18 protein-coding genes are annotated in these 26,102 nt (G+C 68.9%); 10 read left to right on the top strand and 8 right to left on the bottom strand.

What is annotated here, in order from left to right; all coding sequences use genetic code 11:
• The first annotated feature begins 17 nt into the window (after positions 1 to 17).
• Positions 18 to 1,265, top strand: a complete 1,248-nt coding sequence (locus ACT2FV_RS28525; RefSeq protein WP_108064692.1) for a lactonase family protein — start codon at positions 18 to 20, stop codon at positions 1,263 to 1,265.
• 100 nt (positions 1,266 to 1,365) lie between these two features.
• Here ACT2FV_RS28525 and ACT2FV_RS28520 read toward each other — a convergent pair whose 3' ends face one another.
• Together ACT2FV_RS28520 and ACT2FV_RS28515 are read right to left on the bottom strand one after the other, a co-directional pair.
• Positions 1,366 to 6,240, bottom strand: coding sequence for a DNA translocase FtsK (locus tag ACT2FV_RS28520; RefSeq protein ID WP_444505217.1), 4,875 nt, complete (start codon positions 6,238 to 6,240; stop codon positions 1,366 to 1,368).
• Between the two features lie 180 nt (positions 6,241 to 6,420).
• On the bottom strand, positions 6,421 to 6,966 hold the full coding sequence (locus ACT2FV_RS28515) for an META domain-containing protein (protein WP_444505216.1): 546 nt from the start codon (positions 6,964 to 6,966) through the stop codon (positions 6,421 to 6,423).
• Positions 6,967 to 7,182: 216 nt separating this feature from the next.
• Between ACT2FV_RS28515 and purT the strand changes: the two genes are divergently transcribed.
• The 4 genes from purT (at position 7,183) to ACT2FV_RS28495 (ending at position 11,067) form a co-directional block, all read left to right on the top strand.
• Complete coding sequence (gene purT, locus ACT2FV_RS28510) at positions 7,183 to 8,397, top strand: formate-dependent phosphoribosylglycinamide formyltransferase (RefSeq protein WP_059600376.1); 1,215 nt, start codon at positions 7,183 to 7,185, stop codon at positions 8,395 to 8,397.
• 18 nt (positions 8,398 to 8,415) lie between these two features.
• A complete protein-coding gene (locus ACT2FV_RS28505) occupies positions 8,416 to 8,610 on the top strand; it encodes a DUF6726 family protein (RefSeq protein ID WP_151051617.1) in 195 nt (64 codons plus the stop codon).
• 82 nt (positions 8,611 to 8,692) lie between these two features.
• Entirely contained in the window at positions 8,693 to 9,076 is a 384-nt protein-coding gene (locus ACT2FV_RS28500; protein WP_124903341.1) for an MliC family protein, read from the top strand.
• 431 nt (positions 9,077 to 9,507) lie between these two features.
• Entirely contained in the window at positions 9,508 to 11,067 is a 1,560-nt protein-coding gene (locus tag ACT2FV_RS28495) for a DEAD/DEAH box helicase (protein WP_059600454.1), read from the top strand.
• A gap of 246 nt (positions 11,068 to 11,313) precedes the next feature.
• On the opposite strand, the gene gluQRS is transcribed toward ACT2FV_RS28495, so the two are convergent.
• Positions 11,314 to 12,207 carry a tRNA glutamyl-Q(34) synthetase GluQRS gene (gene gluQRS / locus ACT2FV_RS28490; RefSeq protein WP_151051619.1) on the bottom strand — a complete coding sequence of 298 codons (894 nt, stop codon included), beginning with the start codon at positions 12,205 to 12,207 and terminating at the stop codon, positions 11,314 to 11,316.
• A 22-nt stretch (positions 12,208 to 12,229) separates the two neighbouring features.
• Positions 12,230 to 13,084: a sulfurtransferase gene (locus ACT2FV_RS28485; protein ID WP_059527299.1), complete on the bottom strand. Its 855-nt coding sequence runs from the start codon at positions 13,082 to 13,084 to the stop codon at positions 12,230 to 12,232.
• A gap of 222 nt (positions 13,085 to 13,306) precedes the next feature.
• Here ACT2FV_RS28485 and dnaE point away from each other — a divergent pair, with 222 nt between their 5' ends.
• The 3 genes from dnaE to ACT2FV_RS28470 all read left to right on the top strand — a co-directional run bounded on the left by dnaE (position 13,307) and on the right by ACT2FV_RS28470 (position 19,680).
• Positions 13,307 to 16,840, top strand: a complete 3,534-nt coding sequence (dnaE, locus tag ACT2FV_RS28480; protein WP_174906350.1) for a DNA polymerase III subunit alpha — start codon at positions 13,307 to 13,309, stop codon at positions 16,838 to 16,840.
• A gap of 324 nt (positions 16,841 to 17,164) precedes the next feature.
• On the top strand, positions 17,165 to 18,253 hold the full coding sequence (locus tag ACT2FV_RS28475; protein WP_444505215.1) for a glycosyltransferase family 9 protein: 1,089 nt from the start codon (positions 17,165 to 17,167) through the stop codon (positions 18,251 to 18,253).
• A gap of 248 nt (positions 18,254 to 18,501) precedes the next feature.
• Positions 18,502 to 19,680, top strand: a complete 1,179-nt coding sequence (locus ACT2FV_RS28470) for a glycosyltransferase family 9 protein (RefSeq protein WP_444505214.1) — start codon at positions 18,502 to 18,504, stop codon at positions 19,678 to 19,680.
• Positions 19,681 to 19,848: 168 nt separating this feature from the next.
• On the opposite strand, the gene ACT2FV_RS28465 is transcribed toward ACT2FV_RS28470, so the two are convergent.
• From ACT2FV_RS28465 to ACT2FV_RS28455, 3 genes are all read right to left on the bottom strand, one after another.
• Entirely contained in the window at positions 19,849 to 21,129 is a 1,281-nt protein-coding gene (locus ACT2FV_RS28465; RefSeq protein ID WP_174906352.1) for an O-antigen ligase family protein, read from the bottom strand.
• Between the two features lie 134 nt (positions 21,130 to 21,263).
• Positions 21,264 to 22,106, bottom strand: coding sequence for a glycosyltransferase family 2 protein (locus ACT2FV_RS28460; protein ID WP_444505213.1), 843 nt, complete (start codon positions 22,104 to 22,106; stop codon positions 21,264 to 21,266).
• A gap of 145 nt (positions 22,107 to 22,251) precedes the next feature.
• Positions 22,252 to 23,004, bottom strand: coding sequence for a glycosyltransferase family 2 protein (locus ACT2FV_RS28455; RefSeq protein ID WP_174919986.1), 753 nt, complete (start codon positions 23,002 to 23,004; stop codon positions 22,252 to 22,254).
• Between the two features lie 224 nt (positions 23,005 to 23,228).
• On the opposite strand from ACT2FV_RS28455, the gene msbA reads away from it, so the two are divergent.
• Positions 23,229 to 24,980: a lipid A export permease/ATP-binding protein MsbA gene (gene msbA, locus ACT2FV_RS28450; RefSeq protein WP_239007344.1), complete on the top strand. Its 1,752-nt coding sequence runs from the start codon at positions 23,229 to 23,231 to the stop codon at positions 24,978 to 24,980.
• 88 nt (positions 24,981 to 25,068) lie between these two features.
• Positions 25,069 to 25,461 (top strand): RcnB family protein, encoded by a 393-nt coding sequence (locus ACT2FV_RS28445; protein ID WP_151049479.1) that lies wholly within the window; start codon positions 25,069 to 25,071, stop codon positions 25,459 to 25,461.
• A 58-nt stretch (positions 25,462 to 25,519) separates the two neighbouring features.
• On the opposite strand, the gene ACT2FV_RS28440 is transcribed toward ACT2FV_RS28445, so the two are convergent.
• Positions 25,520 to 26,098 carry an FUSC family protein gene (locus tag ACT2FV_RS28440; RefSeq protein ID WP_124626821.1) on the bottom strand — a complete coding sequence of 193 codons (579 nt, stop codon included), beginning with the start codon at positions 26,096 to 26,098 and terminating at the stop codon, positions 25,520 to 25,522.
• Positions 26,099 to 26,102: the final 4 nt, after the last annotated feature.

The following is a 26,102-nucleotide window of genomic DNA, read 5'->3' as shown; positions in this document are numbered from 1 at the left end:
GATGCAAGGAGGATTCAATGCCCAGCCGTTTACGCGAGCGTGACGCACGCGCTTCGACACGAGGGTTCCCGCTTAGGCTCGCTCACTGGATGAAAGGTTTCGCGATCGTGCTGTCGTTGTCCGCAACCCAGGCATTCGCTCAACAATCGCCGGCGCCGGCCGACGGCGTCTACAACCTGCTGGTGGGCACCTATACGGGGCACGGCAGCGACGGGATCTACGTATACCGCTTCGATACGAAAACGGGCAGCGTCGCGCCCGTGTCGTCGGCGAAGACCGTGAACCCGTCGTACCTGTTGCCTAGCCGCGACGGTCGCACCGTCTACGCGGTCAATGAACTGCCCGGCGACAACGGGCCGGCCACGCAGCGCGGCGGCATCAGCGCGTTCAGCTTCGATCCGAAGACAGGCGCCCTCACGTTCGTCGACCGCGTGTCGTCGGAAGGGAACGATCCCTGCTATCTCGCGCTGTCACCGGACGGCAAGTACCTCGTCACGGCCAACTACTCGGTCGCGGCCGATCCGGGCGGCAGTTTCGCCGTATTCCCGGTCCGCGACGGCGGTGCGGTCGGCCCGGCCGTGCTGACGGTGCATCATGAAGGCACGGGGCCCGTGAAGGGGCGCCAGGACGGCGCGCACGTGCACTCGACGGTGTTCTCGCCCGACGGCCGTTACCTGTTCGTGCAGGATCTCGGCGCGGACAAGATCTACGGCTACCGCTACACGGTGGACGGCAGCCGCGGGCTGATCAGCCCGACCGACACGCGCTACACGCCGGTGAAGGCCGGCTCGGGCCCGCGTCACATGGTGTTCAGTGACGACGGCCGGTTCGCGTACGTGACGAGCGAGCTCAACGCAGCGGTCGAGGTGTTCGGCTACCACGACGGCAAGCTGACGCCGGTCGAGACGCTGCCGATGACGGTGCCGGGCTTCAAGGGCAAGGTCGGCGGCGGTGCGATCCATCTGTCGCCGGACGGCCGCTTCCTGTACGCGAGCAACCGGGGCGACGTGAACGACATCGTGATCTACGCGGTGAACAAGGCCGACGGCCGGTTGAAGACCGTCGGCCGCCAGTCGAGCCTCGGCAAGACGCCGCGCGAATTCCTGATCGATCCGACCGGCAAGTGGCTGATCGTCGGCAACCAGGACAGCGACACGTTCTACGTATTCAGTCGCGACGTCGAAACGGGGCAGCTCGGCCCGAATCCGCAGAAGGTGGCGGTCGGCAGCCCGGTCGACTTCAAGCTGGTGCCGGTGGCGCAATAAATGCAGAAAGGGCGCTGCCTCGGCAGCGCCCTTTTTCGTTCGGGCGGCCGCTTGCGCGGGGTGCCCGTATCGGTCGTCGTCGGCCGCGCGGCCGCCGTGCTCAGTCGGCCGCGGCTGGCACGAGCACCTCGCGGCTGCCGTTGATGCCCATCGGTGACACGAGTCCGGCCGCTTCCATCTGCTCGACGAGTCGCGCGGCGCGGTTGTAGCCGATGCGCAACTGGCGCTGCACCGACGAGATCGACGCGCGCCGCGTGCGCACGACGAACGCGACCGCTTCGTCGTACAGCGGATCGGCTTCCGCATCCGGCGCGTCGCCGAACAGGTCCTGCGTCGCGCCGTCGGCCGCCGGGCCGTCGAGAATCCCTTCCTCGTACTGCGGCTCGCCGAACTGCTTCAGGTATTCGACGACCCGGTGCACTTCCTCGTCTGCAACGAACGCGCCGTGCACGCGCTGCGGGTAGCCCGTGCCCGGCGGCAGGAACAGCATGTCGCCCTGGCCGAGCAGCGATTCGGCGCCCATCTGGTCGAGGATCGTGCGCGAGTCGATCTTCGACGACACCTGGAACGCGACGCGCGTCGGGATGTTCGCCTTGATGAGGCCGGTGATCACGTCGACGGACGGGCGCTGGGTCGCGAGGATCAGGTGGATGCCGGCCGCGCGCGCCTTCTGCGCGAGGCGGGCGATCAACTCCTCGATCTTCTTGCCGGCGACCATCATCAGGTCGGCCAGCTCGTCGATCACGACGACGATCAGCGGCAGCTTCGACAGCGGCTCGGGATCCTCGGGCGTCAGCGAGAACGGGTTGCCGATCTTCTTTTCCTTCGCCTCCGCGTCGCGGATCTTCTGGTTGAAGCCTGCGAGGTTGCGCACGCCGACGGCCGACATCAGGCGGTAGCGCTTCTCCATTTCACCGACACACCAGTTCAGCGCGTTCGCCGCGAGCTTCATGTCGGTGACGACCGGCGCCAGCAGGTGCGGGATGCCTTCGTAGACCGACAGCTCGAGCATCTTCGGGTCGATCATGATGAGCCGCACGTCCTCGGGCGTCGCCTTGTACAGCAGCGACAGGATCATCGCGTTGATCGCAACCGACTTGCCCGAACCCGTCGTGCCGGCGACCAGCATGTGCGGCGCCTTCGCGAGATCGGTGACGACCGGGTGACCGGTGATGTCCTTGCCCATCGCGATCGTCAACTGCGATGCCGAATGCTGGTACTGGCGCGATTCGAGGATTTCCGACAGGCGGATCATCTGGCGTTTCGCGTTCGGCAGCTCAAGGCCCATGCAGGTCTTGCCGGGAATCGTCTCGACGACGCGGATCGACGTGAGGCCGAGGCCGCGCGACAGGTCCTTCATCAGGCCGACGATCTGGCTGCCGCGCACACCGAGTGCGGGTTCGATCTCGAAGCGCGTGATCACCGGGCCCGCCGATGCGCCGACCACGGTCACCGGCACCTTGAACTCCTGCAGGCGTTGCTCGATGACCTGGGCGGTCTGCGCGAGGTGTTCCTCGGTGATCGTTTCGACGTCGTCGGAGGCAGGCTCAAGCAGGTCGAGCGTCGGCAGTTCGACGTTGAACGATGCGGGTGCGTGGAATTCGAACGCGTTCGGGCGCGGCTGGCGCGCGGGTGCGGCCGATGCGTCCGGGGCCGGGACGCTCGATTCCGCCGGAGCCGGCGGCACGGTGGTCCCGGAAAGCGTTGCGTCCGGAGGCGGTGCGGTCGTGACGGCCGGGATGGCGGTGCCGGTTGCCGCAGGCGTCGCGCCGGTGCCGGGCATGGACCAGCTCGCCGATGCAGTTGCGGGAGCCAGCGGGGTGGTGAACGACTGGGCCTGCGGCGCCGGAGCGGACGCGATGGCGTGCGCCGGTGTCGCCGTGTCGATGGATTCGCCCGGTGCGGAGAAGGTTGGCGTGGCCGACACAGGCGCCGTCGCGGAAATCGGGGACGCGGCCGATGCCGTCGCGGCGGTGGTCGTGGCGAAGGAGGCCGGCGCGCTACCCGACGCCGCAGGCACGCCGCCGAACGCGGCGGGCGCAGCGGCACCGATCGTGCTCGTTTGGGCGAGCGCGCCGGAAGACGGCGCCGGGACGACCGACGGGGAAGGCGCGATGCCGGGTGCTGAGTGCGCTGCTCCGGCCGGCGCGGCCTGCGTACCGGTCGACCAAGCGTCAGGCGTGCGGCTCGTCGGTGCTGCCGAAGGCGTCGCCGATGCGGTCGACGTTGCGGTTGATGCGCTGCCGGACGGGGCAGTAGACGCGATCGCAGGCGACACCTGCGTGCTTTGCGCCGGCTGCATTCCGGTTGCGCTGAAGGACATGCCGGTCGATGCGGGTGCCGTCGCGGCTGCCACGATCTGCGCGGTCGCGGACGGCTGCGACATGGCCGGACCGGAAGCATTCATCGCGGGCGTCAGGGCAGACGCCGCCGCCATGCCTGGAACGGCCGCAGAAGGTTGTGTCACGGTCACACCGTGGGCTCCGGTCGCAGCCGTCGGAGCAGACGTCGCCGCGGGTGCGGGCGGCTGCGCGGTGGGAAGGGCGGCGGCACCGGTCGAAGGCGTGTGGGCGGGTGTCGTCGGTGCGGGTGCCGGCGTGACCGTGGCCGATGCCGCGCCCGTGGTACCGAGCGCCGATGCTGCCGCTGCCGGTACGTGACCGATGGAACCGTATGCGATCCCCGTGGCACCCGCCGGCGCGGACGGCTCAGCCGATGCAACGGGCGCTGCCGATGCGGGCGGTTGCGACGGCGACCAGGAGGCCGTGCTCGTCATGCCGGACAACGAAGGCGTAGCGGCGGCAGGTGTGCTGTTCGACGTGTTCGCGAGTGCCGGTGCAGCAGAGCCCGGCGCGGTGCCGACGCGCGACGACGCGGCAGTTGACGAAATCGTCTGCGCAGGAGAGGGGGATTCAGCGGACAACGGCGTCGACCACGATGCGGACGCAGGTTCCGCGATCGCGGATGTCGACGCCGCCGGTGCGGGTCGCATGGCGCGTTGCGTGTCGGCAGGCGATGGTGCGGTTTCTCCAGCGTGCTTTGCTGCTGCATGCCAGGCCGTTCCCGTCACGCCGCCTGCGGATGCGGCGTTCGACGTGTCCGAGGCTGCCGGCGTCGCTGCCGCGACGGGCATTGCATCGGCAAGCGGCCACGTGGGCGTTGCCGCGATCGACGAAGCGGGGAGGGGAGCGGTCGGCGCGACCTGCTGGGCAGATTTCACGACGTCCCGAGCTGCTTGCGTGTCCTGTTTCGTATCGACCGATACGGCGGTAGCGGCCGGCGGCGTGGATTGCGACTGGATCTGACCGACCCTCCCTGCGGCCGTTGCCGCATCGTTCGCATCGGCGGTGCGGCCCATGTCGTTTGCCGTCGACGTGACGGCGGCCGGATGCGTATTGACAGATTCGCTCGTCGCCGCCGACTCGTCCGTGCCGGACAGCGGCGCGGCAGTGAGGTTTTCATGCGATGCGCCGAGTCCGGAAACCGGCGCGCTGACGATGTCTTCCCACGTTGCAAAGTCGATCGGGGAATCGAGTGCCGGCGCGGCGGGCGCATCGGCGTCCGCCTGACGCGTCGGTGCATCGGTCTCGACGCCGGTATCCGGTGCGGCATGCCGCGCAGTTTCACCGAAGGCCGGAATGCTCGTACCAACATCGACAGCGGGCATGTGCACGCTCGGCTCGGCCGGCATGAACGCATCCAGCACGATCGGTGCGTCGTCGTATGCCGGCGCGGCTTCGCGCGAAAGGCCTGCGTCGCGGGGCGCGGCCTGATGCGCGCCCGCAACGATCCCGGCGGGTACGACCGTCGATGCCGACGCCGTGACGCTCCCTGCCGCCGCAACCGCGCCGGCCAAGGTCGTCGCGGCGGCCGTCGCCGGCGCCGCATCGGGCGTCCGCACATCGTCCAGCGTCGCCCATTGCGCGGTGCTGGCCTCGATCGAGCGCAGCGTGTCGTGAACGCTCGGCGCCGGCGTGATCGGCTCCGCGGGCTGCTGCACCCATGCGTAGAGCGGCGCGCGCGCGGGGACCGGTGCCGCGGGGCGGCGCCGTGTCGCGTCGGGCGACGGGCCGGCGGCGCCTGCGCCCGCCACTGGGCGTGCGGGCGTGCGCGGTGGCGTCGCGGCGGCCGGGCGCGGCGTGACCACGGTGCGCGGCGCGCCCGGCTGCTTCGATGCGGCCGCGGCTGGTCGCGCGGTGGTCGGTTGCGGCCGAACGGGCTCGAACCCGGCCGGAAGCGGCGCCGGATTCGGGCGCGGCACCTGTGCGTTCGCGGCGGCCCGCGCGAGGCTGGCGGTGCTGCCGGTCGTCGGCGGCGGCATGGCGTTCGTCGTGCCCGGTGCGGGCGGCGGGGGCATGCGATGGGCCGATGTCGGCTTCAGCCAGCCCGACGGCGCGACCGGCTCGGTGAGCGGACGCGGCGCTGCGTTGCCGCGCGGCTTCGGCCGGGCTTGCGGATCGGGTTTCCACAACGTTGGGCGCGAATAGCGGCCATTCTGGCGCGGCGCCATCGAGTTGACGGTGTGTGCGGTGGTCGGCTGCACGATGTCGTCGTCGCGATGCAGCGCGCTGCGCGGCAGGTCGGCGACGCCGCGCACGTCGTCGTCGGCGTCGCGCGCGAGCTTGACGCCGAACGACGTGTCGACCCACGCGGCGAACTGCCGCCAGCCGATGCCGGTCAGCCACGGCAGGCCCGCGAAGAACAGCACGACCATCGCGACCGGCGTGCCGATCGGGCCGAGCACATGCGCGAAGCCGTTCGAGAGCGCGTGGCCGAGCGCGTTCGTGTCGGGGCCCGACAGCGGGCTCGTCAGCGCGCAGCTCGCGATGAACACGGCCGCGAAGCCGAGCCACAGGCGAATCGAGCCGCGGCCGGCGAGTCCGCCGCCGGGCAGCATCGCCTGAACGAGACGCCAGATGAGAAGGAGGAACCAGACGGCGGAGATGCCGAACCAGCCGAAGACAACCGTGTGCATGCTTTGATGAAACAGGAAGAGGGTGGGGAGCGCGGTGCGCGACCCGCCGAGTTTAACCGGCCGGCGAACAGGACTCTAAGGCAGCATGAAGGCGTCGAAGCGCTTCCAGGCCGCGGGACGCGTGCGTCCGGGATTCGCGCGCGGCGAAGGCGGCCGGTCGGCCTTCGCCCGCGCGCGGCATCAGGGGCTCCGGCGCGTGAAGGTCAGCGTTGCGCCGGCTTCGGTCACGATCTGCAGCTGCTGCGGCTCGCGCATCTGCACGCCGGTCTTCTCGATGTGCGCGAGCGCATCGAGGTACGCGTGTTCGAGCTGGCCGCCGAGTGTGTTCGTGCATGCCATGCGCGTGCCGGCCAGCGGCCCGAAGCTGAGCAGACCGTTCTTCAGCGCATAGGTGCCCATGTAGCGGTTGCAGCCGGAAAAGCCGCTGGCACGCCGGACGCCCGATTCGGTGGACAGCGCGAGCTTGATCGGCTCGCCGTTGTCGCCGTGCGGAATCGTGCGCGGCGTGCCGTCGGCGTTCACCCAGCTCGTGAGCTCCCAGCTCGTGTTGTCGAGCAGCTGGACGGCGGCGGGGTTGTACGGGTCGGGTGCGGGGGCGGCGGAATCGGGGTGGGTCGGCATCGCGCAGGCGGCGAGAAGCGTGGCAAGCGTCAACGCGCAGAGCGGCGCGCGCAACGGGCGAAGCAGGCCGGTGCGTGCGCGTGCGGCGGCGGACAGGTGGGACATGAGCCTCGTTCCTCATCGGATTCTGATCAAGCCGTAAGAGTAACGCACCCGCCCCGCGCGAGGCGAGCCGACACTTCGCGCGCGAAAACGTTCGCACCCCGCCCGCGGGCCTCGCGCGGCGGGGCGGCGAAACGACGAAACCGGCCGGACCGGCGCGGGTGCGCGTGTTAACATCGAAGCCGTTTTCGTCCTCCAACAGAACCAGCGGGAAATCACATGCAGATCGGTCAGCGGCTCGGTACGCCGCTTTCACCCTCGGCCACGCGCGTCATGCTGCTCGGCGCGGGCGAACTCGGCAAGGAAGTCATCATCGCGTTGCAGCGTCTCGGCGTCGAAGTCGTCGCGGTCGACCGTTATCCGGACGCGCCTGGCCACCAGGTCGCGCATCGCGCGCACGTGATCGACATGACCGACGCCGCCGCGCTGCGCGCGGTCGTCGAGGCCGAGCGCCCGCACCTGATCGTGCCGGAGATCGAGGCGATCGCGACCGATGCGCTCGCGGCGATCGAGGCGGCCGGCCTGGCCGAGGTGATCCCGACCGCGCGCGCGACGCAGCTCACGATGAACCGCGAAGGCATCCGCCGCCTCGCGGCCGAGGAGCTCGGGCTGGCGACTTCGCCGTATGCGTTCGCCGAGTCGTTCGACGCGTTCAGCGCGGCTGTCGCGAAGATCGGCATGCCGTGCGTCGTGAAGCCGGTGATGTCGTCGTCGGGCAAGGGACAGTCGGTCGTGCGGACCGAGGCCGACGTGAAGCCGGCCTGGGATTACGCGATGGCGGGCGGCCGCGTGAACCACGGCCGCGTGATCGTCGAGGGCTTCATCGATTTCGAGTACGAGATCACGCAGCTGACCGTGCGCGCGATCGATCCGGCGACGCTCGAGACGCGCACCTACTTTTGCGAGCCGGTCGGGCACGTGCAGGTGGCGGGCGATTACGTCGAATCGTGGCAGCCGCAGCCGATGAGCGCCGTCGCACTGGAAAAGTCGCGCGAGATCGCGCACAAGGTGACCGAGGCGCTCGGCGGGCGAGGGCTGTTCGGCGTCGAGCTGTTCGTGCGCGGCGACCAAGTCTGGTTTTCCGAGGTGAGCCCGCGGCCGCATGACACCGGCCTCGTGACGCTCGCGTCGCAGCGCCAGTCGGAATTCGAACTGCACGCGCGCGCGATTCTCGGGCTGCCGGTCGATCCGACGCTCGGCTCGCCGGCCGCGTCGGCGGTGATCTACGGCGGGCTCGACGAGCGCGGCATCGCGTTCGAGGGCGTGCGCGACGCGCTGGCCGTGCCGGGCGCCGACCTGCGCCTGTTCGGCAAACCGGAGAGCTTCGCGAAGCGGCGCATGGGCGTCGCCCTCGCGACCGGCGCGACCGTCGACGAAGCCCGTGAACGCGCGAAGCGCGCCGCGGCGGCCGTGCGGCCCGTGTCGGCGCGCTGACCAGACGAGGAGCGCGCGATGGCGTCGACATGGCGGCGGATCGGACGTATCGGCAAGGTGGGCGTCGCGCTGGCGCTGGTCGCGAGCCTCGCGGGGTGCGGCCTCGCGGCCGCGCCGTGCCGGGTCGTATCGGCCGGGCTGAAGATCGTGCCAGTCGTCGGCCATGTCGCGGCCGCGCCGACCGACGCATGCGCCGACGTCATCGATCCCTGAGCGACGAACGCTCAACCCATAACCAACGATAGCCGCACGCCCCGTGAGGGCGCGCTTACACCCGTCTCGTGAGAGGACCTGCATGATTCGCCAAGCCTTCGCCGCGCTCGCGCTCGCCGGCACCGCCGTTTCCGTCGCGCATGCCGCGCAACTGACCGTCGAGGAGATCGACGCCGATTCGCGCCAGCAGGCGTTCTATCAGTGCGCGAACCAGAAGCAGCCGGTGCGGGTGTCGTACTGGCGTGCGGGCAACGGCCAGAGCTTCGCGCTGGTGCCGGTCAACGGGCAGCAGCTGCTGTTCGTCGATACCGTTTCGGCGTCTGGCGTGCGCTACCAGGCCGGACGCTATACGTGGTGGACGAAGGGCAAGGAAGGGACGCTGCGCGACGAGATCGCAGACCAGAATGCGGCACCGCTGCTGGGCGACTGCGTGCAGGTCGAGAAGAAGAAAAAGAAGAAGGGCTGAGCGCCGCACGCGATCGAATACGCCGTGCGGGCGTGCCGATTGCCGCGATCGATGCTGGCAGTCGGGTTCGACCGCGAGCCGGACCGCGGGGCAGGCGGCGCTCGGGTTCGTCGACCGCTTGCCGACTTCCCGAACCACACGCCCGCAATTCGACCCCTATTTTCCCCATCGGCCGATCAGGATAGCCCGGTCGCTTGACGCATCCGCCCGCGCCCGGCCTGCCGGAACTCGCCGCGAGCCACCACCGTGGACGTTCGCGGCGTTGTCACGGACAGATTGCCGCGCAGTGCTACAATACGGCCCTTTCCGCCGGCATTCGCGCCGAACGGAGTCCGCACGGCCTGTGGCGCCCGATGTTCGAAATGAACCGGTCCCAAGCGCCAGAGCGGCGCCGCGCGGCGCGCCGCGGCTCCGTCTACTTCCGAAATGTGATGAGCGCAGGCCCGGCCGGCCTGACGCACGATGTCCCCGCCGCGCCTTTTGAGCGAAACGCCACCATGTCCGATTCTGTCGCTAAGCCAGCCGACGCAACCTTCGATCAATTCGGCCTTGCCGCCGATATCCTGAAAGCCATTGCGGAGCAGGGTTATACGACGCCGACGCCGATCCAGGCGCAGGCCATCCCGGTCGTGCTCGCCGGCCGCGACGTCATGGGCGCCGCGCAAACGGGTACCGGCAAGACCGCGAGTTTCTCGCTGCCGATCCTCCAGCGGCTGCTGCCGCAGGCCAACACGAGCGCATCGCCCGCGCGCCACCCGGTGCGCGCGCTGATTCTCACGCCGACCCGCGAGCTCGCCGACCAGGTCGCCGCGAACGTGCATGCGTACGGGAAGCACACGCCGCTGCGCAGCGCGGTCGTGTTCGGCGGCGTCGACATGAACCCGCAGATGGCCGAGCTGCGCCGCGGCGTCGAGATCCTGATCGCGACGCCCGGCCGCCTGCTCGACCACGTGCAGCAGAAGACGGCAAACCTCGGGCAGGTGCAGATGCTCGTGCTCGACGAGGCCGACCGGATGCTCGACATGGGCTTCCTGCCGGATCTGCAGCGCATCCTGAACCTGCTGCCGAAGGAGCGTCAGACGCTGCTGTTCTCGGCCACTTTCTCGCCGGAAATCAAGAAGCTCGCGTCGACCTACCTGCGCAACCCGCAGACGATCGAGGTCGCGCGCAGCAACTCGACCAACGCGAACGTCACGCAGATCGTCTACGACGTCGCCGAAGGCGACAAGCAGGCCGCCGTCGTGCAGCTGCTGCGCGATCGCGGGCTCAAGCAGGTGATCGTGTTCTGCAACAGCAAGATTGGCGCAAGCCGGCTGGCCCGCAACCTCGAGCGCGACGGCGTGGTTGCGTCGGCGATCCACGGCGACAAGACACAGATCGAGCGGATGCAGGCCCTCGACGCGTTCAAGCGCGGCGAAATCGAGGCGCTGGTCGCGACCGACGTGGCCGCGCGCGGTCTCGACATCGCCGAACTGCCGGCCGTGATCAACTTCGACCTGCCGTTCAACGCGGAAGACTACGTGCACCGGATCGGCCGCACTGGCCGCGCGGGCGCGACGGGCGATGCGCTGTCGCTGTGCAGCCCGAACGAGCGCAAGCAGCTCGCCGATATCGAGAAGCTGATCAAGCGTCCGCTCGACGTGCAGACGCTCGCGATCGACAAGCCGGCGCGCCATCGTCACGACGAGCGTGGCGGCGATCGCGGGGGGGAGCGCAGTGGCGAACGCGGCGGCGAACGCGGCGGCCGCCGCGAGCGCGACGAGCATCGCGGTGCGTCGGGGCGTCGTTCGGGCGGTTCCGAGCGTGGCGGCCATCATCGTCGTCACGAGGCGCCGATCGACGATTTCTTCCTGAAGCCGTACGAACCGTCGGCGCCGGCGACACAGCCGGAAGAGACGAAGTCCGGGCAGCAGCCCGAGAAGAAGGGGCCGAAGCGTCAGGTCGCCGCGCTGCTCGGCGGCTTCGGAATGCCGCGCAAGCCGTCTGCGTAAGCGGGCGGTTCAGGCGGTCGGTGCGGCGCGCGAGCGCTGCCGCGGAAACGGGTGCATGCGATGAGCATGTGCCCGTTTTTCATTGGGCGAGACGATTCGTGACGAGGCCGTCGAGAGGAGGGGTGACTTGTCGCGCGGGCAGCGGGGCTTCGGTGCAGTATCGTCAGCGTGCGTCCGGTCTCCGGTCGATTCAGCGCCGACGAATTCCGGAACCTGGTCGATACGAACCGGGATCCCGCGCGCGACTCAGCCGGCGCGTGGCCCGAAGCGACGCGCCCACGCATCGGTCGCGGCCGCGTAGAACGCATCCATCGTGCCGCCCGACGGATCGCCGTCGGCGGCAAGGCCGAGATGCGCGGCGGCGGCCCGCAGCGCCGGCAGCGGATCGTCACGCTCGAGCGCGATCGCGCCCGTCTGCTTGCTGAGCTTTTCGCCGTTCGCATCGACGACGACGGGGACGTGCAGGTAGGCGGGCGTCGGCACGCCGAGACAGCGCTGCAGGTAGATCTGGCGCGCGGTCGAATCGAGCAGGTCGGCGCCGCGCACGACGTGGGTGATGCCCGCGTCGGCATCGTCGACCACGACCGCGAGCTGATACGCCCATTGGCCGTCCGCGCGCTTCAGCACGAAATCGCCGACTTCGGTCGCGAGGTTCTGCGCTTGCGTGTGCTGCCAGCGGTCGTCGAACGTGACGATCGCATCGTCGCCGTCCGGCACGCGCAGCCGCCATGCACGCGCGGGCTTGCCGTGCAGGCCGGTGCGGCAGGTGCCTGGGTACGCGAGGGTGGTGTGGCGCTCGTGCGCGGCACGCAGCGAATCGGCGATTTCCTTGCGTGTGCAGCCGCACGGATAGACGAGACCCGCGGCGACGAGCCGTTCGAGCGCGGCCGCATAATCGGCATCGCGCGTGCTTTGCCACACGGGCGGCTCGTCGGGGGTCATGCCGAAATGCGCGAGCGTTGCAAGGATGTCGTCCGCAGCGCCGGGCACCGTGCGCGGGCCGTCGATGTCCTCGATGCGCACGAGCCACGCGCCGCCGTGCGCGCGCGCGTCGAGCCAGCTCGCGAGCGCACCGACCAGCGAGCCGAAATGCAGCGGGCCGGTGGGCGACGGCGCGAAGCGGCCACGGTAGCCGTTCATCGGGGCGCGGAGCGACGCGCGCTTACGCGGCGCTGGCTGCCTGCGCGCAGGCCGGGCACGACTGGCCAGCCACGTAGCTCGGCGATTGCTGGGCTTCCGGCGTGACGACCGCGCGGCACGCGAAGCACGTGACGTTTTCGGTCGGCTGCAGTTGCGGGTTCAGCGCAGTGCGGTAGTCGAACACGAAGCAGTCGCCGTGATAGTGCGCGCCGCCGACTTCCTCGAAATACTTCAGGATCCCGCCCTCGAGCTGGTACACGTTCTCGATGCCGATTTCCTTCATGTGGATCGCTGCCTTCTCGCAGCGGATGCCGCCCGTGCAGAACGACACGACCGTCTTGCCCTCGAGATCGGCGCGGTTCGCGTCGATCACTTCCGGGAACTCGCTGAACTTGTCGATCCGGTAGTCGAGCGCGTCGTCGAACGTGCCGACGTCGACTTCGAACGCGTTGCGCGTGTCGAGCATCACGACGGGGCGGCCGGCATCGTCGTGGCCGCGGTCGAGCCACGCCTTCAGCGTGCGCGCGTCGACCGACGGCGCGCGGCCGAGCTCCGGCTTGATCGCGGGCTTCTTCATCGTGATGATCTCGCGCTTCAGGCGTACGAGCATCCGGCGGAACGGCTGCGAGTCGGACAGGCTCTCCTTGAACTGCAGCGTCGCAAACTTGCCTTCGAACAGCGGATCGTGGCGGATGTAGTCGATGAACGCGTCGGTCGCTTCGCGCGGGCCGGCGATGAACAGGTTGATGCCTTCCGGCGCGAGCAGGATCGTACCGCGCAGGCCGAGTTCGTTGCAGCGGGCGGTGACGAGCGGGCGCCATTGCTCGGTCGCGTCGAGCGACACGAAGTGGTAGGCGGCAAGGTTGACGATGGTCATGATGGTCCGACGGGAAAACGGCCGCGGCCGTGCGGCGGGCGCACGGCGGCCCCGCAAAAAAGGGTGCGAAGCCGGGGCGATGATTCGAAAACCCGTATTATCCCGCAAACTGCGCATGCACCGGCACCTGACCATTCGGCCGACGTCGCGCGCATCGGCCGAACGGCCGGGCGTCGGGATTTTTTGGGCAGCCGGCGCGACGACGCGGCTACAATATCGCCCATGTCAGATCCCCGTTTCGTCCATCTTCGCGTTCACTCCGAATTCTCGATTGCCGACGGCATCGTGCGTCTCGACGACATCGTCAAGGCGGCAGCCGCGGACGGTCAGGGCGCGCTCGCCCTCACCGATCTCGGCAACGCATTCGGCCTCGTCCGTTTCTACCAGGAAGCCCGCGGCAAGGGCATCAAGCCGATCGCCGGCTGCGACGTCTGGATCACCAATCCGGACGATCGCGACAAACCGTCGCGCCTGTTGCTGCTGGTGAAGGACAAGGTCGGCTACCTGAACCTGTGCGAACTGCTCTCGAAGGCGTGGCTCACGAACCAGTATCGCGGCCGCGCGGAGCTTGATGCGAGCTGGCTCGACGGCGAGCTCTCGCACGGGCTGCTCGCGCTGTCGGGTGCGCAGCAGGGCGATATCGGGCTCGCGTTCGCGGCCGGTAACGAGGAAGCCGCGCGCCGGCATGCCGAGCGCTGGGCGAAGGTGTTCCCGGGCGGCTTCTACATCGAACTGCAGCGTTACGGCCAGCCGGGCGCCGAGGCGTACATCCAGCAGGCTGCGACGCTCGCCGCGTCGCTGAAGCTGCCGGTCGTCGCGACGCATCCGACGCAGTTCATGACCGATGACGACTTCACCGCGCACGAAGCGCGCGTGTGCATCTCGGAAGGCGACATGCTCGCGAATCCGCGACGCCAGAAGCGCTTCACGACCGATCAGTATTTCCGCACGCAGGACGACATGGTCGCGTTGTTCGCTGACTTGCCGTCGGCGGTCGCGAACACGGTCGAGATCGCGAAGCGCTGCAACCTGAAGCTCGAGCTCGGCAAGCCGAAGCTGCCGCTGTTTCCGACGCCGGACGGCATGTCGCTCGACGACTACCTGGTCCAGCTGTCGAAGGAAGGGCTCGAGAAGCGCCTCGAACAGCTGTATCCGGATGCGGCGGAGCGCGAAGCGCAGCGCGAGACGTACTACAAGCGGCTCGAGTTCGAGTGCGGGACCATCACGAAGATGGGCTTCCCGGGCTACTTCCTGATCGTTGCGGACTTCATCAACTGGGCGAAGAACAACGGTGTGCCGGTCGGCCCGGGCCGCGGCTCGGGCGCCGGTTCGCTGGTCGCGTACGCGCTCGGCATCACCGATCTGGACCCGCTGCGTTACAACCTGCTGTTCGAGCGATTCCTGAATCCGGAGCGCGTGTCGATGCCCGACTTCGACATCGACTTCTGCCAGCACGGCCGCGATCGCGTGATCCAGTACGTGAAGGAAAAATACGGCGCGGACGCCGTGTCGCAGATCGCCACCTTCGGCACGATGGCCGCAAAGGCTGCCGTGCGCGACATCGGCCGCGTGCTTGACCTCGGCTACATGTTCACCGACGGCGTCGCGAAGCTGATCCCGTTCAAGCCGGGCAAGCACGTGACCATCGCCGACGCGATGAAGGAAGAGCCGCAACTGCAGGAGCGCTACGACCACGAGGACGAAGTGCACCAGCTGCTCGACCTCGCGCAGCGCGTCGAGGGCCTGACGCGTAACGTCGGGATGCACGCGGGCGGCGTGCTGATCGCGCCGGGCAAGCTGACCGACTTCTGCCCGCTGTACACGCAGGGCGACGACGGCGGCGTCGTCAGCCAGTACGACAAGGACGACGTCGAAGCCGTCGGCCTCGTGAAGTTCGACTTTCTGGGCCTCACGACGCTGACGATCCTCGACTGGGCCGAGCGCTACATCCGCCGTCTCGATGCGTCGAAGGCCGACTGGTCGCTCGCGCAGGTGCCGCTCGACGATCCGGCATCATTCCAGATCCTGAAGAAGGCCAACACGGTCGCCGTGTTCCAGCTGGAAAGCCGCGGGATGCAGGGCATGCTGAAGGACGCGCAGCCCGACCGTTTCGAGGACATCATCGCGCTCGTGTCGTTGTACCGTCCGGGCCCGATGGACCTGATCCCGAGCTTCTGCGCACGGAAGCACGGCCGCGAGAAGGTCGACTATCCGGATCCGCGCGTCGAACCCGTCCTGAAAGAGACCTACGGCATCATGGTCTATCAGGAGCAGGTGATGCAGATGGCGCAGATCATCGGCGGCTACTCGCTCGGTGGCGCCGACCTGCTGCGTCGCGCGATGGGCAAGAAGAAGCCCGAGGAGATGGCCAAGCACCGCGAGATCTTCGCCGAGGGTGCGGCGAAGAACGGCCTCACGCGCGAGAAGTCCGACGAGATCTTCGACCTGATGGAGAAGTTCGCGGGCTACGGCTTCAACAAGTCGCACGCGGCGGCCTACGCGCTGCTCGCGTATTACACCGCGTGGCTGAAGGCGCACCATCCGGCCGAATTCATGGCGGCCAACATGACGCTCGCGATGGACGACACCGACAAGGTGAAGATCCTGTTCGACGACTGCGTCGTGAACAACCTCACCGTGCTGCCGCCGGACATCAACCAGTCGCATTACCGGTTCGAGCCCGTCGCGGAAGCCGACGGCAAGCGCTCGCGCACGATCCGCTACGGTCTCGGCGCGGTGAAGGGCAGCGGCCAGAACGCGATCGAGGAGATCCTGCGCGCGCGCGAGGAAAAGCCGTTCACCGACCTGTTCGATTTCTGCGAGCGGATCGACCGGCGGGTCGTCAACCGCCGCACGGTCGAGGCGCTGATCCGTGCCGGCGCGTTCGATTCGCTGAACGCCAATCGCGCGCAGATGCTCGCGTCGGTGCCGCTCGCGATGGAAGCGGCCGACCAGGCCGCGGCGAACGCGATGCAGGCCGGCCTGTTCGACATGGGGGCCGAGTCGCCGCACGCGCATGCGCTCGTCGACGAACCCGCGTGGGACGACAAGCGCCGCCTGCAGGAAGAAAAGGGCGCGCTCGGCTTCTATCTGTCCGGGCACCTGTTCGATGCGTATCGCGACGAAGTGCGCCGGTTCGTGCGGCAGAAGGTCGGCGACCTGAAGGAAGGGCGCGACAAGCTCGTCGCGGGCATCATCGCATCGCTGCGCACGCAGATGACCCAGCGCGGCAAGATGCTGATCGCGTTGCTCGACGACGGTTCGGGCCAGTGCGAGATCACGATCTTCAACGAGCAGTTCGAGGCGAACAAGGCGCTGTTCAAGGAGGACGAACTGCTGATCGTGCAGGGGCAGGCGCGCAACGACGCGTTCACCGGCGGCATCCGTTTCACGGCCGACACGGTGATGGATCTCGAGCGCGCGCGCAGCCGCTACGCGCAGGCGGTGCGGCTCACGATGAACGGCAATGCGGATGCGGCGGCGCTGCGCCGCGTGCTCGAGCCGCACGTGTCGAAGGACGATCCGGCGGCCGCGCAGGCGGTCGAGGCGCCCGCGCCGCGTGGCGGCGGACGCGATGGCGGCCGTCGCCCGCAGGCGCCGCTGCCGAACGGGCTCGCGGTCCAGATTCACTACAGCAACGCGCGCGCGCAGGGTGAAATGCGTCTCGGCGACGCGTGGCGCGTCAAACCCAGCGACACGTTGCTCTCGGAGTTGCGTGCGACGTTCGACGGCAGCATCGTCGAAATCACGTACTGAACGCCCCTCGCCGGACGGCCGTCGCCTGCATGGCCCGTCGCATCGCCATCGTGCGGTGCGGCGGGCCGTTTTCATTTCGGCGGGTGCTTGGGGCCGTCATCCGGACGCTATACAATCCCTCGCGCGCGACGCAGATGCGGCGCCGGCTGCGGCACGTCCGCCGGCCGGAGGCGATATCGCGCGCTTGAAGACGGGGGCGGGTCAGCGCAGCACGCGATGCGGCGCGATGCCGCGAGCGACCACGCGACGATGCCGGCACGGGGAAGTACGCCAGGATGCCGGTCGGTACGCGACGATAAAAAAACCGACAGCACGACCACAACAATGGCCAACGGAAAACCGACGGGGCGGATCCTCGTGATCCGGATTGATTTTCTGGGCGACATGCTGTGCACGACCGCTTTTCTCGGCGCGCTGAAACAGCGCTGGCCCGATGCGGAACTGCACGTGGTCGCGAACCGCTACAACGCGGCCGCGCTGGCCGGCAATCCGGACGTGCACACGGTCCATACCTACGTGTACAGCCGTCAGTGCGAGCGCAACGACCGCCCGGGACGGATGCGCGCGTTCTTCGACAGGCTGCGGCTCGTGCGCAGGCTGCGCCGCTTGCGGTTCGACCTCGTGGTCGTGCCGAACGGCGGCATGCATCGCAGCAGCATCCAGTTCGCGCGGCAGCTCGGCGTGAAGGATTGCCGCTGGCACGATGCCGATTCAGAATTCGACGATCGCAAGCCCGAACACGTCGCGTCGCGGCCGATGTGCCATGAGGCGCTGTCGGGATTCCGGCTCGTGCCCGAGCTCGGCCGCACCGAGCTCGAGGGTCTCGCGCTGTCCGTCCACCCGGACAGCGCGCTGCAGGAAACGTGGTCTCGGCTGCTCGGGCCGCGCACGAAGCCGCGCGTCGGGCTCTTCGTGTCGAACAAGGCGCCCGAGCGGCGCTGGCCGGCCGATCGATGGCGCGACCTCGGCCGGCGGCTCGCACCGCTCGCCGACGTGATCGTGTTCCGCGATCCCGCCGTGTCGGCCGCGGCCGATCACGACACGTGGCGGGATGTGAGCGCCCGGCATGTCGCGCCGTCGTCGGTCGCCGAACTGGTGGCCGCCGCGAGCCTGCTCGACGCGATCGTGTCGGCCGACAGCGCGCCCGTTCATCTCGCGTCGGCGCTCGGCGTGCCGGTTGCCGCGCTGTTCGAGGACCGTCCTGAGAAATACCGGCGCTGGCATCCGCTTGGCGTGCCGCATGTGATCCTGCGTGCCGGCGCGACGGTCGACGCGATCGGCGTCGACGCGCTCGAGCGCGCGGTGCTTCATCTCTTGATGCCGGCCGGACAGCCCGACGACGCGATGGGTGGAGCGGTGCCGCTCCCGGCCGCCACGTTCGCGGCACCCGGGGTCGACGCATTCGTTTCGTAGCCCCCGGGAAGCCAGGCGGCGACCGCATTGCCGGCAATGCCGTCGAACGGGCAAATGGGCACCAGGCGTTGCGATGGCCGCAGGCCCCGCCGTGCACGACGCGTCGTTGCCCGCCGCGATGCCGGGCGGGTGCCCCAGCAGCTGCCGACCGCGGCGCGTTATCGGCGCCTGCGCCCGCCGCCACGCCACCGGCGGCAAAATCCTGTACATTGCGAGCCTTGTCCAGCCAGCTAGACGGAACGATCGCCGTGGCCCTGTTTTCTTCCGCCCGCCCGCCCAGAACCATCCTCGTCGCAGCCCCACGCCGTATCGGCGACGTGCTGCTGACGACGCCGCTCGTGCGTTCGCTGAAGGCGCGCTGGCCCGACGCGCAGATCGACATGCTGGTGTTTCGTGGCACCGAGGGTGTGCTGGAGCACAACCCCGACGTGCGGCGCGTGATCGTCGTCGCGCAGCGTGCGGGGTTCCGGGAGCGTCTGCGCGACGCGCTGTCGATGTGGCGCCGCTACGATCTCGCGTGCGCGGCGCTGAGCTCCGACCGGCCGCGTTTCTACAGCTGGTTCGCCGGCCGCAAGCGCGTCGGCCTCGTCGATCCGAACCGCGTCACCTGGCTGACGCGAATGATGCTGAACGGTATCGCGATCAATCATCACGAATCCGCGCATACGGTCGTCAGCACGCTCGCGCTCGCACCGGTGATCGGCATCGAGCCGGTATCCGAAGTCGTCGCGCCGGGCATCGGCGACGATCCCGAGCGTCGCGCGCGATTCGACGCGTGGCTCGCGGAATCGCCGGCGATCCGCGAGGGCAAGCCGCTCGTGGTGCTGCATCCGTATCCGATGTTCCGCTACAAGCAATGGCGGCTCGAAGGCTGGGTCGAGATGATCGACTGGCTGCGCGCGCAGGGATTCGCGATCGCGCTGTCGGGCGGTCCGGCCGATCGCGAGCGCGAGTACGCGGAGCAGGTCGCGGCCGAGGCGGGCGGTGACGTGCTGAATCTGGTCGGTCGCCTGACGTTCGGCGAAAGCGCGGAACTGGTGCGGCGTGCGCGGCTCTTCATCGGGCCCGATACGGGCGCGACGCACGTTGCGGCCGCGACGGGCACCGACACGATCGCGCTGTTCGGTCCGTCCGATCCGGTGCGCTGGGGGCCGTGGCCGCAGTACTGGCCCGCGACCGAGAACCCGTGGGCGCTGCGCGGTTCCGCACGGCACGGCAACGTTTGGCTGTTGCAGGGCGAGGGCGATTGCGTGCCGTGCCGGCACGAAGGCTGCGAGCGCCATGTCGACAGCCGTAGCGACTGCCTCGTCAATCTAGGCACGCAGCGCGTGAAGGCGGCGGCAGCCGAGATGCTCGGGCTGAATCCGCCGGGCGCCGCCGACGCGGTCATCGACACGTCGCGATTGCATCGCGCGCGTTCCGGCTGACGCGTAAAGGCCTTGCGTTTCCTGATTTGAAGAGCGGGGGAGTGACGACGCGTCGACGGCGCGCGGCCGTGCTTCAATGGCGGCGCGCGTGCGCCGCCATTGAAGCACGAGAGGCCGAACCCGTGGCAGGTGGCAACGCGGATCGCGCGCCGCCCGCCGCATGATGCGTTACGCGCTGCGCCGGATCGCCGACGTCTCGCGGGGCAGTGCTTCGGTGCGCGCGCCGCAGCCGAGCAGGATCCCGGCGAGCAGCACCAGCAGGTGGCCTTCGGCAAAATCGAGCAGCAGCGAATTCGCGAGGCTGCCGATCGCGAAGATCGCGAGCCACGCGAGCAGCAGCTGCCGCGAACCCGGATCGAGCGCGCGGCTGCCGCGCGCGATCTGCACGATCAGGTTCACGAACAGCAATACGCCGAGCGCGCCGAGCTGCACGGCCATCAGCAGGTATTCGTTATGCGGATTCGACGTGAGCTGCCCTTCGGCGGCCGTCTTGCCGGCCGTGAGCTTCTCGAACTCGAACTCGAGGCCACCCGCACCGTAGCCGATCACGGGACGCATGCGATACAGCTCGAGCCCCTTCTTGTACCACTCGAGACGCAGCCCGGTCGATGTGACCGCATCGGTCTGCCGATACTGCTGCACTTCCGACACCACCTTCACAAGCCGGCCGTTGTGCACCGTGCATGCAGCGACGACGAGTGCGACGCCCGCCAGGACCAGTGCACCGGCGGCGAGGCCCGCGCGCAGCGTCGACTGGCGGCGCATCAACAGCACGAAACGCACCGCCACAACGAGGATCAGCAGCAGCGCGATGACCTGCCCGGTGCGCCCCTGCAGCATCACGAACACGTTGATCAGCGACCATGCGGCGACGGCGGCATACGCGGCTCGCGACAGCGCGGTGCGGGCCGAAAGCGCGAGGTCGGCCGCCTGGTAGAACAGCAGCGCGCCGAACATGCCGGCCGCAATGTGGTTCTTGAACACCCAGGCACGCGAGAGCGGCAGTTCGGTCGCATGCGCGGGCCCGATCGCGGTCAGCCCGAGATAGTTGGTGGTCGACAGCAGCAGGATCACGCACAGCGTCCCGAACCATGCTCGCCGCACGATCGGCGCCCAGTTCGAGTGGCGGAAGGCGAGCACGGCAAACGGCAGCAGCAGCAGCTTGTCGTACTTGGCGACCCAGTTCCACGCCTTCGGGTGCGGCGCGACGGTATAGGTGACGCTCGCGGTCAGCGCCGCGAGGATCAGGAGCGCCGCGAGCGACGCCGGTTCGGTGATGAACGTGCGCAGGTCGCGCCAGAATTCGGGGGAGATGACGAGCGCGGCCGCGAACAGCCCGCAGAACACGTTGGTCAGCGCGGTCGAGACGGGCACCATGCACAGCGCGATGACGGCGAAGGCGCGGGCGGCGGTCAGGCGCCGCGTGGCGGGAGCGGAAAACGAAAGCATCGGAACCTGTCGAATGGGCGAATGCGGCATGCAGGCACCGTGCTGCGCGCCGCGCGTCCCGGCGGCACCGCGCGGGACGAAGCGCGCAGTATACGCGAAGCGGCGGGCGTTTCTTTACCGTTTCCGGGGTCCGATCAGCTGAATGCGCGCTTGATCCGCGAGCGCAGCAGTGCGCGCTTCAGGCGCCCCTCGATGGCCGGCGTATCGAGCGCGAGTCGCGAGCCGGCCGGCTCGCCGCGATGCAGGTAGTAGCGGTCGAACGTGGCCTGGGTCATGCCCCATTTGTTGAGGAACTGGCGGCGGCCATCGTTCTTGACGATCTTGCCCGTGCTCTTCTGCTGGAAGTGATAGACGAGGCTGTCGCCGACGCCGAGGAAGATCCGGCAGCCGGCGTCCCAGAATTTCATCGAGAAGTCGTTGTCGCTGCTCATCCCCGGCGACAGCTCGCTGCTGTAGCCGCCGATGCGGTTCCACCAGTCGCGGTGCACGAGCGTCGGCGGCCAGGTCGAGCCGAGCCAGTCCGCACGCGCGAGTCGCGGCGTGGCCGCGACGAGGCCGGCCGCGTCGAACTGTTCGGCGTCGCGGCCGAAATTGCTGACGACAACGCACGGGTTGCGCGTGTCGACCGGCTCGACCATCGTGCCGGACAGCATGAACAGGTCGGTCGGCATCTGCTCGATGCGCCGCACGAGCGCCGCGTCCCAGCCGGGGCAGCAGTACATGTCGTCGTTCATGTAGACGACGTAGTCGCGCGTCGCGCGCGCGGCGGCCAGGTTCACCGCGTGGCAGATGCCGATGTTGGCCGGCGACGCGGTGTGCTCGATGCCTTCGCTGCGCACCCAGTCGAGCGTGCCGTCCGAGCCGTCGTTCACGTGCACGATGATCTGGTGGTCATGCGCCGAATGGCGGCGCAGGCTGTCGACGACGAGCTTGAGGTACGGCAGGTTGTTCCAGGTCGGGATGATGATGGAGAACATGGCGGTCGGATTCGATGGTCGTCGTGTCGGCGGCGCGTGGCGCGGCGCCGCGCTCGGGCGCGCATGGCGCGCGGGCAGCCCGGCATTGTAACGCCGGGCCGGCCACATGCCGGCGGCGTCAGGATCGGGGCAGGGCGGCGCGCACTCAGCGGGTCGGCTCGTGGCCGAGCTTCAGGAACCGGTAGTACACCGTTTCCGCGTTGAACACGGCAATCATGAAGCCCGCGCGGCCGTCGAGAAACCCGCGCCGCAGCACGTAGGTCCGCACGAACGCCCATGCGCCGCGCGCGAGCGCCTTGCCGAAGCCGCCGCGCTGGCCGGCCGCACGGCGCTGGCGCGCGCCGGCCGTCGAATACGCATCGAGCTTGCGCACGACGGTTTCGAAATCCTCGTACGAATAGTGCATCAGCTTGCCCGGCAGCCGCTGCGCGGGCGTGTCGAACACGAGCCGTTCGTGCACCAGGTCGTCGGAGAAGCGGGCGGTGCCGCGCCGGAACAGGCGCGGCACCCAGTCCGGATACCAGCCGCTGTGGCGGATCCATTGGCCGCAGAAGCTCGACAGCCGGTCGAGCGCATAGACCTGCGCGGCCGGTGCGCGAATGACCGCGCGGATCGACTGCGCGAGTTCCGGGCTGACCACCTCGTCGGTGTCGAGCGACAGGATCCAGTCGGTCTCGAGGGCGTCGAGCGCGCGGTTCTTCTGCGGGCCGAAACCCGGCCAGTCGCGCTCGACGATCACGCGGGCGCCGTGCGCGCGGGCGATCGCCACGGTATCGTCGGTGCTGCCGCCGTCGATCACGACGACGTCGTCGGCGAAGGTCAGCGCGTCGAGGCACTGCGCGAGCCGCGCGGCCGCGTTGAGGGCGATGAGGGCGACGCCGAGGGTGGGTTCTGCCATGAAATCGTCGAAAAGGCGGAGAAAAACGGTGAGCGGCAGTATACCCGCGCGCCGGCCGGCGGCCGCTTCGGCGGCGGCCATGCCGGCGAGGGCGGTGCAGCTATAATGTTGGGCCTTTTTCGGCACCCGCCGGACGGGGTGAATTCCGGGCAGTCACGCCCCGGGCGCCGCGTCGCGGCTCAAGAAGGATTGCCTTGGAAACCCAGAACACTCTTCGCAAACCGATGGACGGCACCGGTACGTCGCCGGTCACGGTCCTCAAGCGCCTGTGGCCGTACATCCGGCCGCTCATCGGCATCGTGGTGCTCGCCGTGATGACGATGGGCGTCGTCGCGGCCACGGAAGCCGGGATCCCGGCACTGCTCAAGCCGCTGCTCGATCACGGCTTCGGCTCGCACGGCAGCGACCGCGCGAAATGGTACGTGCCGATCGCGGTGATCGGCCTCGCGCTCGTGCGCGGCGTGTCGCAGTATGCGTCCAACTACCTGCTCAACTACGTGTCGAACCGCATCCTGCTGCAACTGCGGCTCGAGATGTTCCAGCGGATGATCCACACGGGCGCATCGTTCTTCCAGCGCGAGACCGCGAGCACCGTGATCAACGCGATCGTGTTCGAGGTCAACCAGATCCTGTCGGTGCTGACCGGCGTGATGGTCACGCTCGTGCGCGACTCGCTGACCGTGGTGTTCCTGCTCGGCTACCTGTTCTACCTGAACTGGCGGCTCACGCTGATCGTCGCGGTGATCCTGCCGGGCATCGGCTGGCTCGTCAGCAAGATCAACCGTCGCCTGCGCCGCCTGAACCGCGAGCACCAGACGCTGACCAACGAACTCTCCTACATCGTCGAGGAGACGGTCGGCGGCTACAAGGTCGTGAAGGTGCACAACGGCGAAGCGTACGAGATGGACCGCTTCACGACGATGAGCAAGCGCCTGCGCGGCTACGCGATGCGCATGACGATCTCGGGCGGGCTCGCGCAGCCGCTGACGCAGTTCCTCGCGTCGATCGCGCTCGCGGTCGTGATCACGATCGCGGTCGTGCAGTCGACCAACGACCAGACGACGGTCGGCGGCTTCGTCGCGTTCGTCACGTCGATGCTGCTGGTGATTTCGCCGCTCAAGCACCTGATCGACGTCAACCAGCCGCTGCAGCGCGGGATGACGGCCGCCGAGCTGATCTTCGGGCTGATCGACGAGCCGGCCGAGCCGCAGGGCGGCGACCGTGCGCTGCCGAACGCTCGTGGCGAGATCGAATTCCGCGACGTGTCGTTCGACTACGGCGCCTCCGAGCGGCCGACGCTCGACCGCATTTCGTTCAAGGTCGCGCCGGGCGAGATGATCGCGCTCGCGGGGCCGTCGGGCAGCGGCAAGACGACCCTCGTCAACCTGTTGCCTCGCTTCTTCGATCCGACGGGCGGCGCGATCCTGGTCGACGGCGTGGCGGTGTCCGACTACGACATCCACGCGCTGCGCAGCCAGATGGCGATGGTCAGCCAGGACGTCGTGCTGTTCAACGACACGATCGCCGCGAACGTCGCGTACGGGCAGACGCCCGACCGCGCACGCGTGCAGGCGGCGCTCGAGGCCGCGAACCTCGCCGACGCGGTCGCCGCGATGCCGGACGGGCTCGACACGCTGGTCGGCGGTAACGGGATGCGTCTGTCGGGCGGCCAACGGCAGCGGCTCGCGATCGCGCGCGCGATCTACAAGGACGCGCCGATCCTGATCCTCGACGAGGCGACCTCGGCGCTCGATTCGGAATCCGAGCGCCACGTGCAGGCCGCGCTCGAGCGGCTGATGGAAGGGCGCACGACGCTCGTGATCGCGCACCGGCTGTCCACGATCGAGCGTGCGGACCGGATCCTCGTGCTCGAAGCCGGCAAGATCGTCGAAACGGGCAGCCACGACGAGCTGCTGCGCCATGGCGGGCTGTACGCGCACCTTCACCGGATCCAGTACCAGCAGCAGGCGGCGTGACGTCGGATCGCACCCGTGTGCTAGTCTTGATCCGGCAGGTCCGGTTTCGTTGTTTCCGGTTCGACGTGACAACACGGAGGGAAGGGCGATGAAGAAGATGCACGGGATGATGCTGGCCGCGCTGGTCGCGGCGGGTTTCGCAGCGCCGGTCGCGATGGCGCAGGATCACGGCAACTACGACAACCGCGGAGACCACGGCGGCCCGGGTATGCGGCACGGCCACGGCCCGAGGCACATGCCGCCGGGGCAGGCGATGCATCGCGAAGACGACGTGCCGCCGCGCTGGGCCGACCAGCCGCGCCGTGAGTGGCACAGGGGCGATCGTCTCCCGGACGAATTCCGCGATCGCCAGTACGTGGTCGACGACTGGCGCGGCTACCGCCTGAGCCCGCCGCCGCGCGGCTATCACTGGGTGGGCGTCGGCGGCGACTACCTGCTCGTGCAGATCGGCTCGGGCATCGTGCTGCGGGTCGGTCCGTAACACCTGTCGCCGATCATCGATTCATCAGGCTGCCGGAGCGTGCGCTCCGGCAGCCGCGTCACTTGTCCTTATCCTTGTCCGCCGCCCGGCGGAACCCGCGCCGCTCGATGTGCGACATCGCCCAGCACACGGCCAGCGCGCAGACGGTGCCGAGCGCCACTTCCCCGAGCCGCATCAGCGGAATGTCCCATAGCGGGCCGTTGCCCGGAAACAGCAGCACGATCGTCGTGGTCACGCCGCCGAGCCGAGCCGCGCTGCCGACATTCAGGCACCAGCAGCTGATGATCGTGACCGCGACCGCGATCGCATAGGCGACGAGGCGGTCGCCACCGAGCGCGGCGCCCGCGAAGCCGACCAGGCCGCCGATCATCGCGCCGATGAACTGATCGCGCGACAGCGACATCGTGTCCGAATAGTTGTGCTGCGTGACGGCGATCGCGGTGACCGCCGCCCACACGGCCTGCTCGGTGTGCAGCGCGCGACCGATCGTGTACGCGAGGCACGCGCCGCAGACCGCTTGCAACGCCATCAGCGCGCCTTGCGTGAGCCGCTCGCCGAAAGTCAGCCCCTTGAACAGATCGAAGATCGACTGCTGGATCTGCTGGCGGGCTTCGTTGAGTGTCCTGATCGTATCCATCGTG

The sequence above is a fragment of the Burkholderia sp. PR2 genome (assembly GCF_052372875.1).
Lineage (GTDB): Bacteria > Pseudomonadota > Gammaproteobacteria > Burkholderiales > Burkholderiaceae > Burkholderia > Burkholderia diffusa.
The sequence above is the reverse complement of the archived record's forward strand: the minus strand, read 5'-3'. Positions and strand labels throughout refer to the sequence as shown.

Bases quoted from the DNA above. Each gene is read 5' to 3' on its own strand.
- ACT2FV_RS28485 (WP_059527299.1), bottom strand. From the start codon at position 13,084: ATGACCATCGTCAACCTTGCCGCCTACCACTTCGTGTCGCTCGACGCG.
- dnaE (WP_174906350.1), top strand. From the start codon at position 13,307: ATGTCAGATCCCCGTTTCGTCCATCTTCGCGTTCACTCCGAATTCTCG.
- ACT2FV_RS28520 (WP_444505217.1), bottom strand. From the start codon at position 6,240: ATGCACACGGTTGTCTTCGGCTGGTTCGGCATCTCCGCCGTCTGGTTC.
- ACT2FV_RS28465 (WP_174906352.1), bottom strand. From the start codon at position 21,129: ATGCTTTCGTTTTCCGCTCCCGCCACGCGGCGCCTGACCGCCGCCCGC.
- ACT2FV_RS28440 (WP_124626821.1), bottom strand. From the start codon at position 26,098: ATGGATACGATCAGGACACTCAACGAAGCCCGCCAGCAGATCCAGCAG.
- ACT2FV_RS28495 (WP_059600454.1), top strand. From the start codon at position 9,508: ATGAGCGCAGGCCCGGCCGGCCTGACGCACGATGTCCCCGCCGCGCCT.
- ACT2FV_RS28445 (WP_151049479.1), top strand. From the start codon at position 25,069: ATGAAGAAGATGCACGGGATGATGCTGGCCGCGCTGGTCGCGGCGGGT.
- purT (WP_059600376.1), top strand. From the start codon at position 7,183: ATGCAGATCGGTCAGCGGCTCGGTACGCCGCTTTCACCCTCGGCCACG.
- msbA (WP_239007344.1), top strand. From the start codon at position 23,229: ATGGACGGCACCGGTACGTCGCCGGTCACGGTCCTCAAGCGCCTGTGG.
- ACT2FV_RS28525 (WP_108064692.1), top strand. From the start codon at position 18: ATGCCCAGCCGTTTACGCGAGCGTGACGCACGCGCTTCGACACGAGGG.
- ACT2FV_RS28500 (WP_124903341.1), top strand. From the start codon at position 8,693: ATGATTCGCCAAGCCTTCGCCGCGCTCGCGCTCGCCGGCACCGCCGTT.
- gluQRS (WP_151051619.1), bottom strand. From the start codon at position 12,207: ATGAACGGCTACCGTGGCCGCTTCGCGCCGTCGCCCACCGGCCCGCTG.
- ACT2FV_RS28505 (WP_151051617.1), top strand. From the start codon at position 8,416: ATGGCGTCGACATGGCGGCGGATCGGACGTATCGGCAAGGTGGGCGTC.
- ACT2FV_RS28460 (WP_444505213.1), bottom strand. From the start codon at position 22,106: ATGTTCTCCATCATCATCCCGACCTGGAACAACCTGCCGTACCTCAAG.
- ACT2FV_RS28455 (WP_174919986.1), bottom strand. From the start codon at position 23,004: ATGGCAGAACCCACCCTCGGCGTCGCCCTCATCGCCCTCAACGCGGCC.
- ACT2FV_RS28515 (WP_444505216.1), bottom strand. From the start codon at position 6,966: ATGTCCCACCTGTCCGCCGCCGCACGCGCACGCACCGGCCTGCTTCGC.
- ACT2FV_RS28475 (WP_444505215.1), top strand. From the start codon at position 17,165: ATGGCCAACGGAAAACCGACGGGGCGGATCCTCGTGATCCGGATTGAT.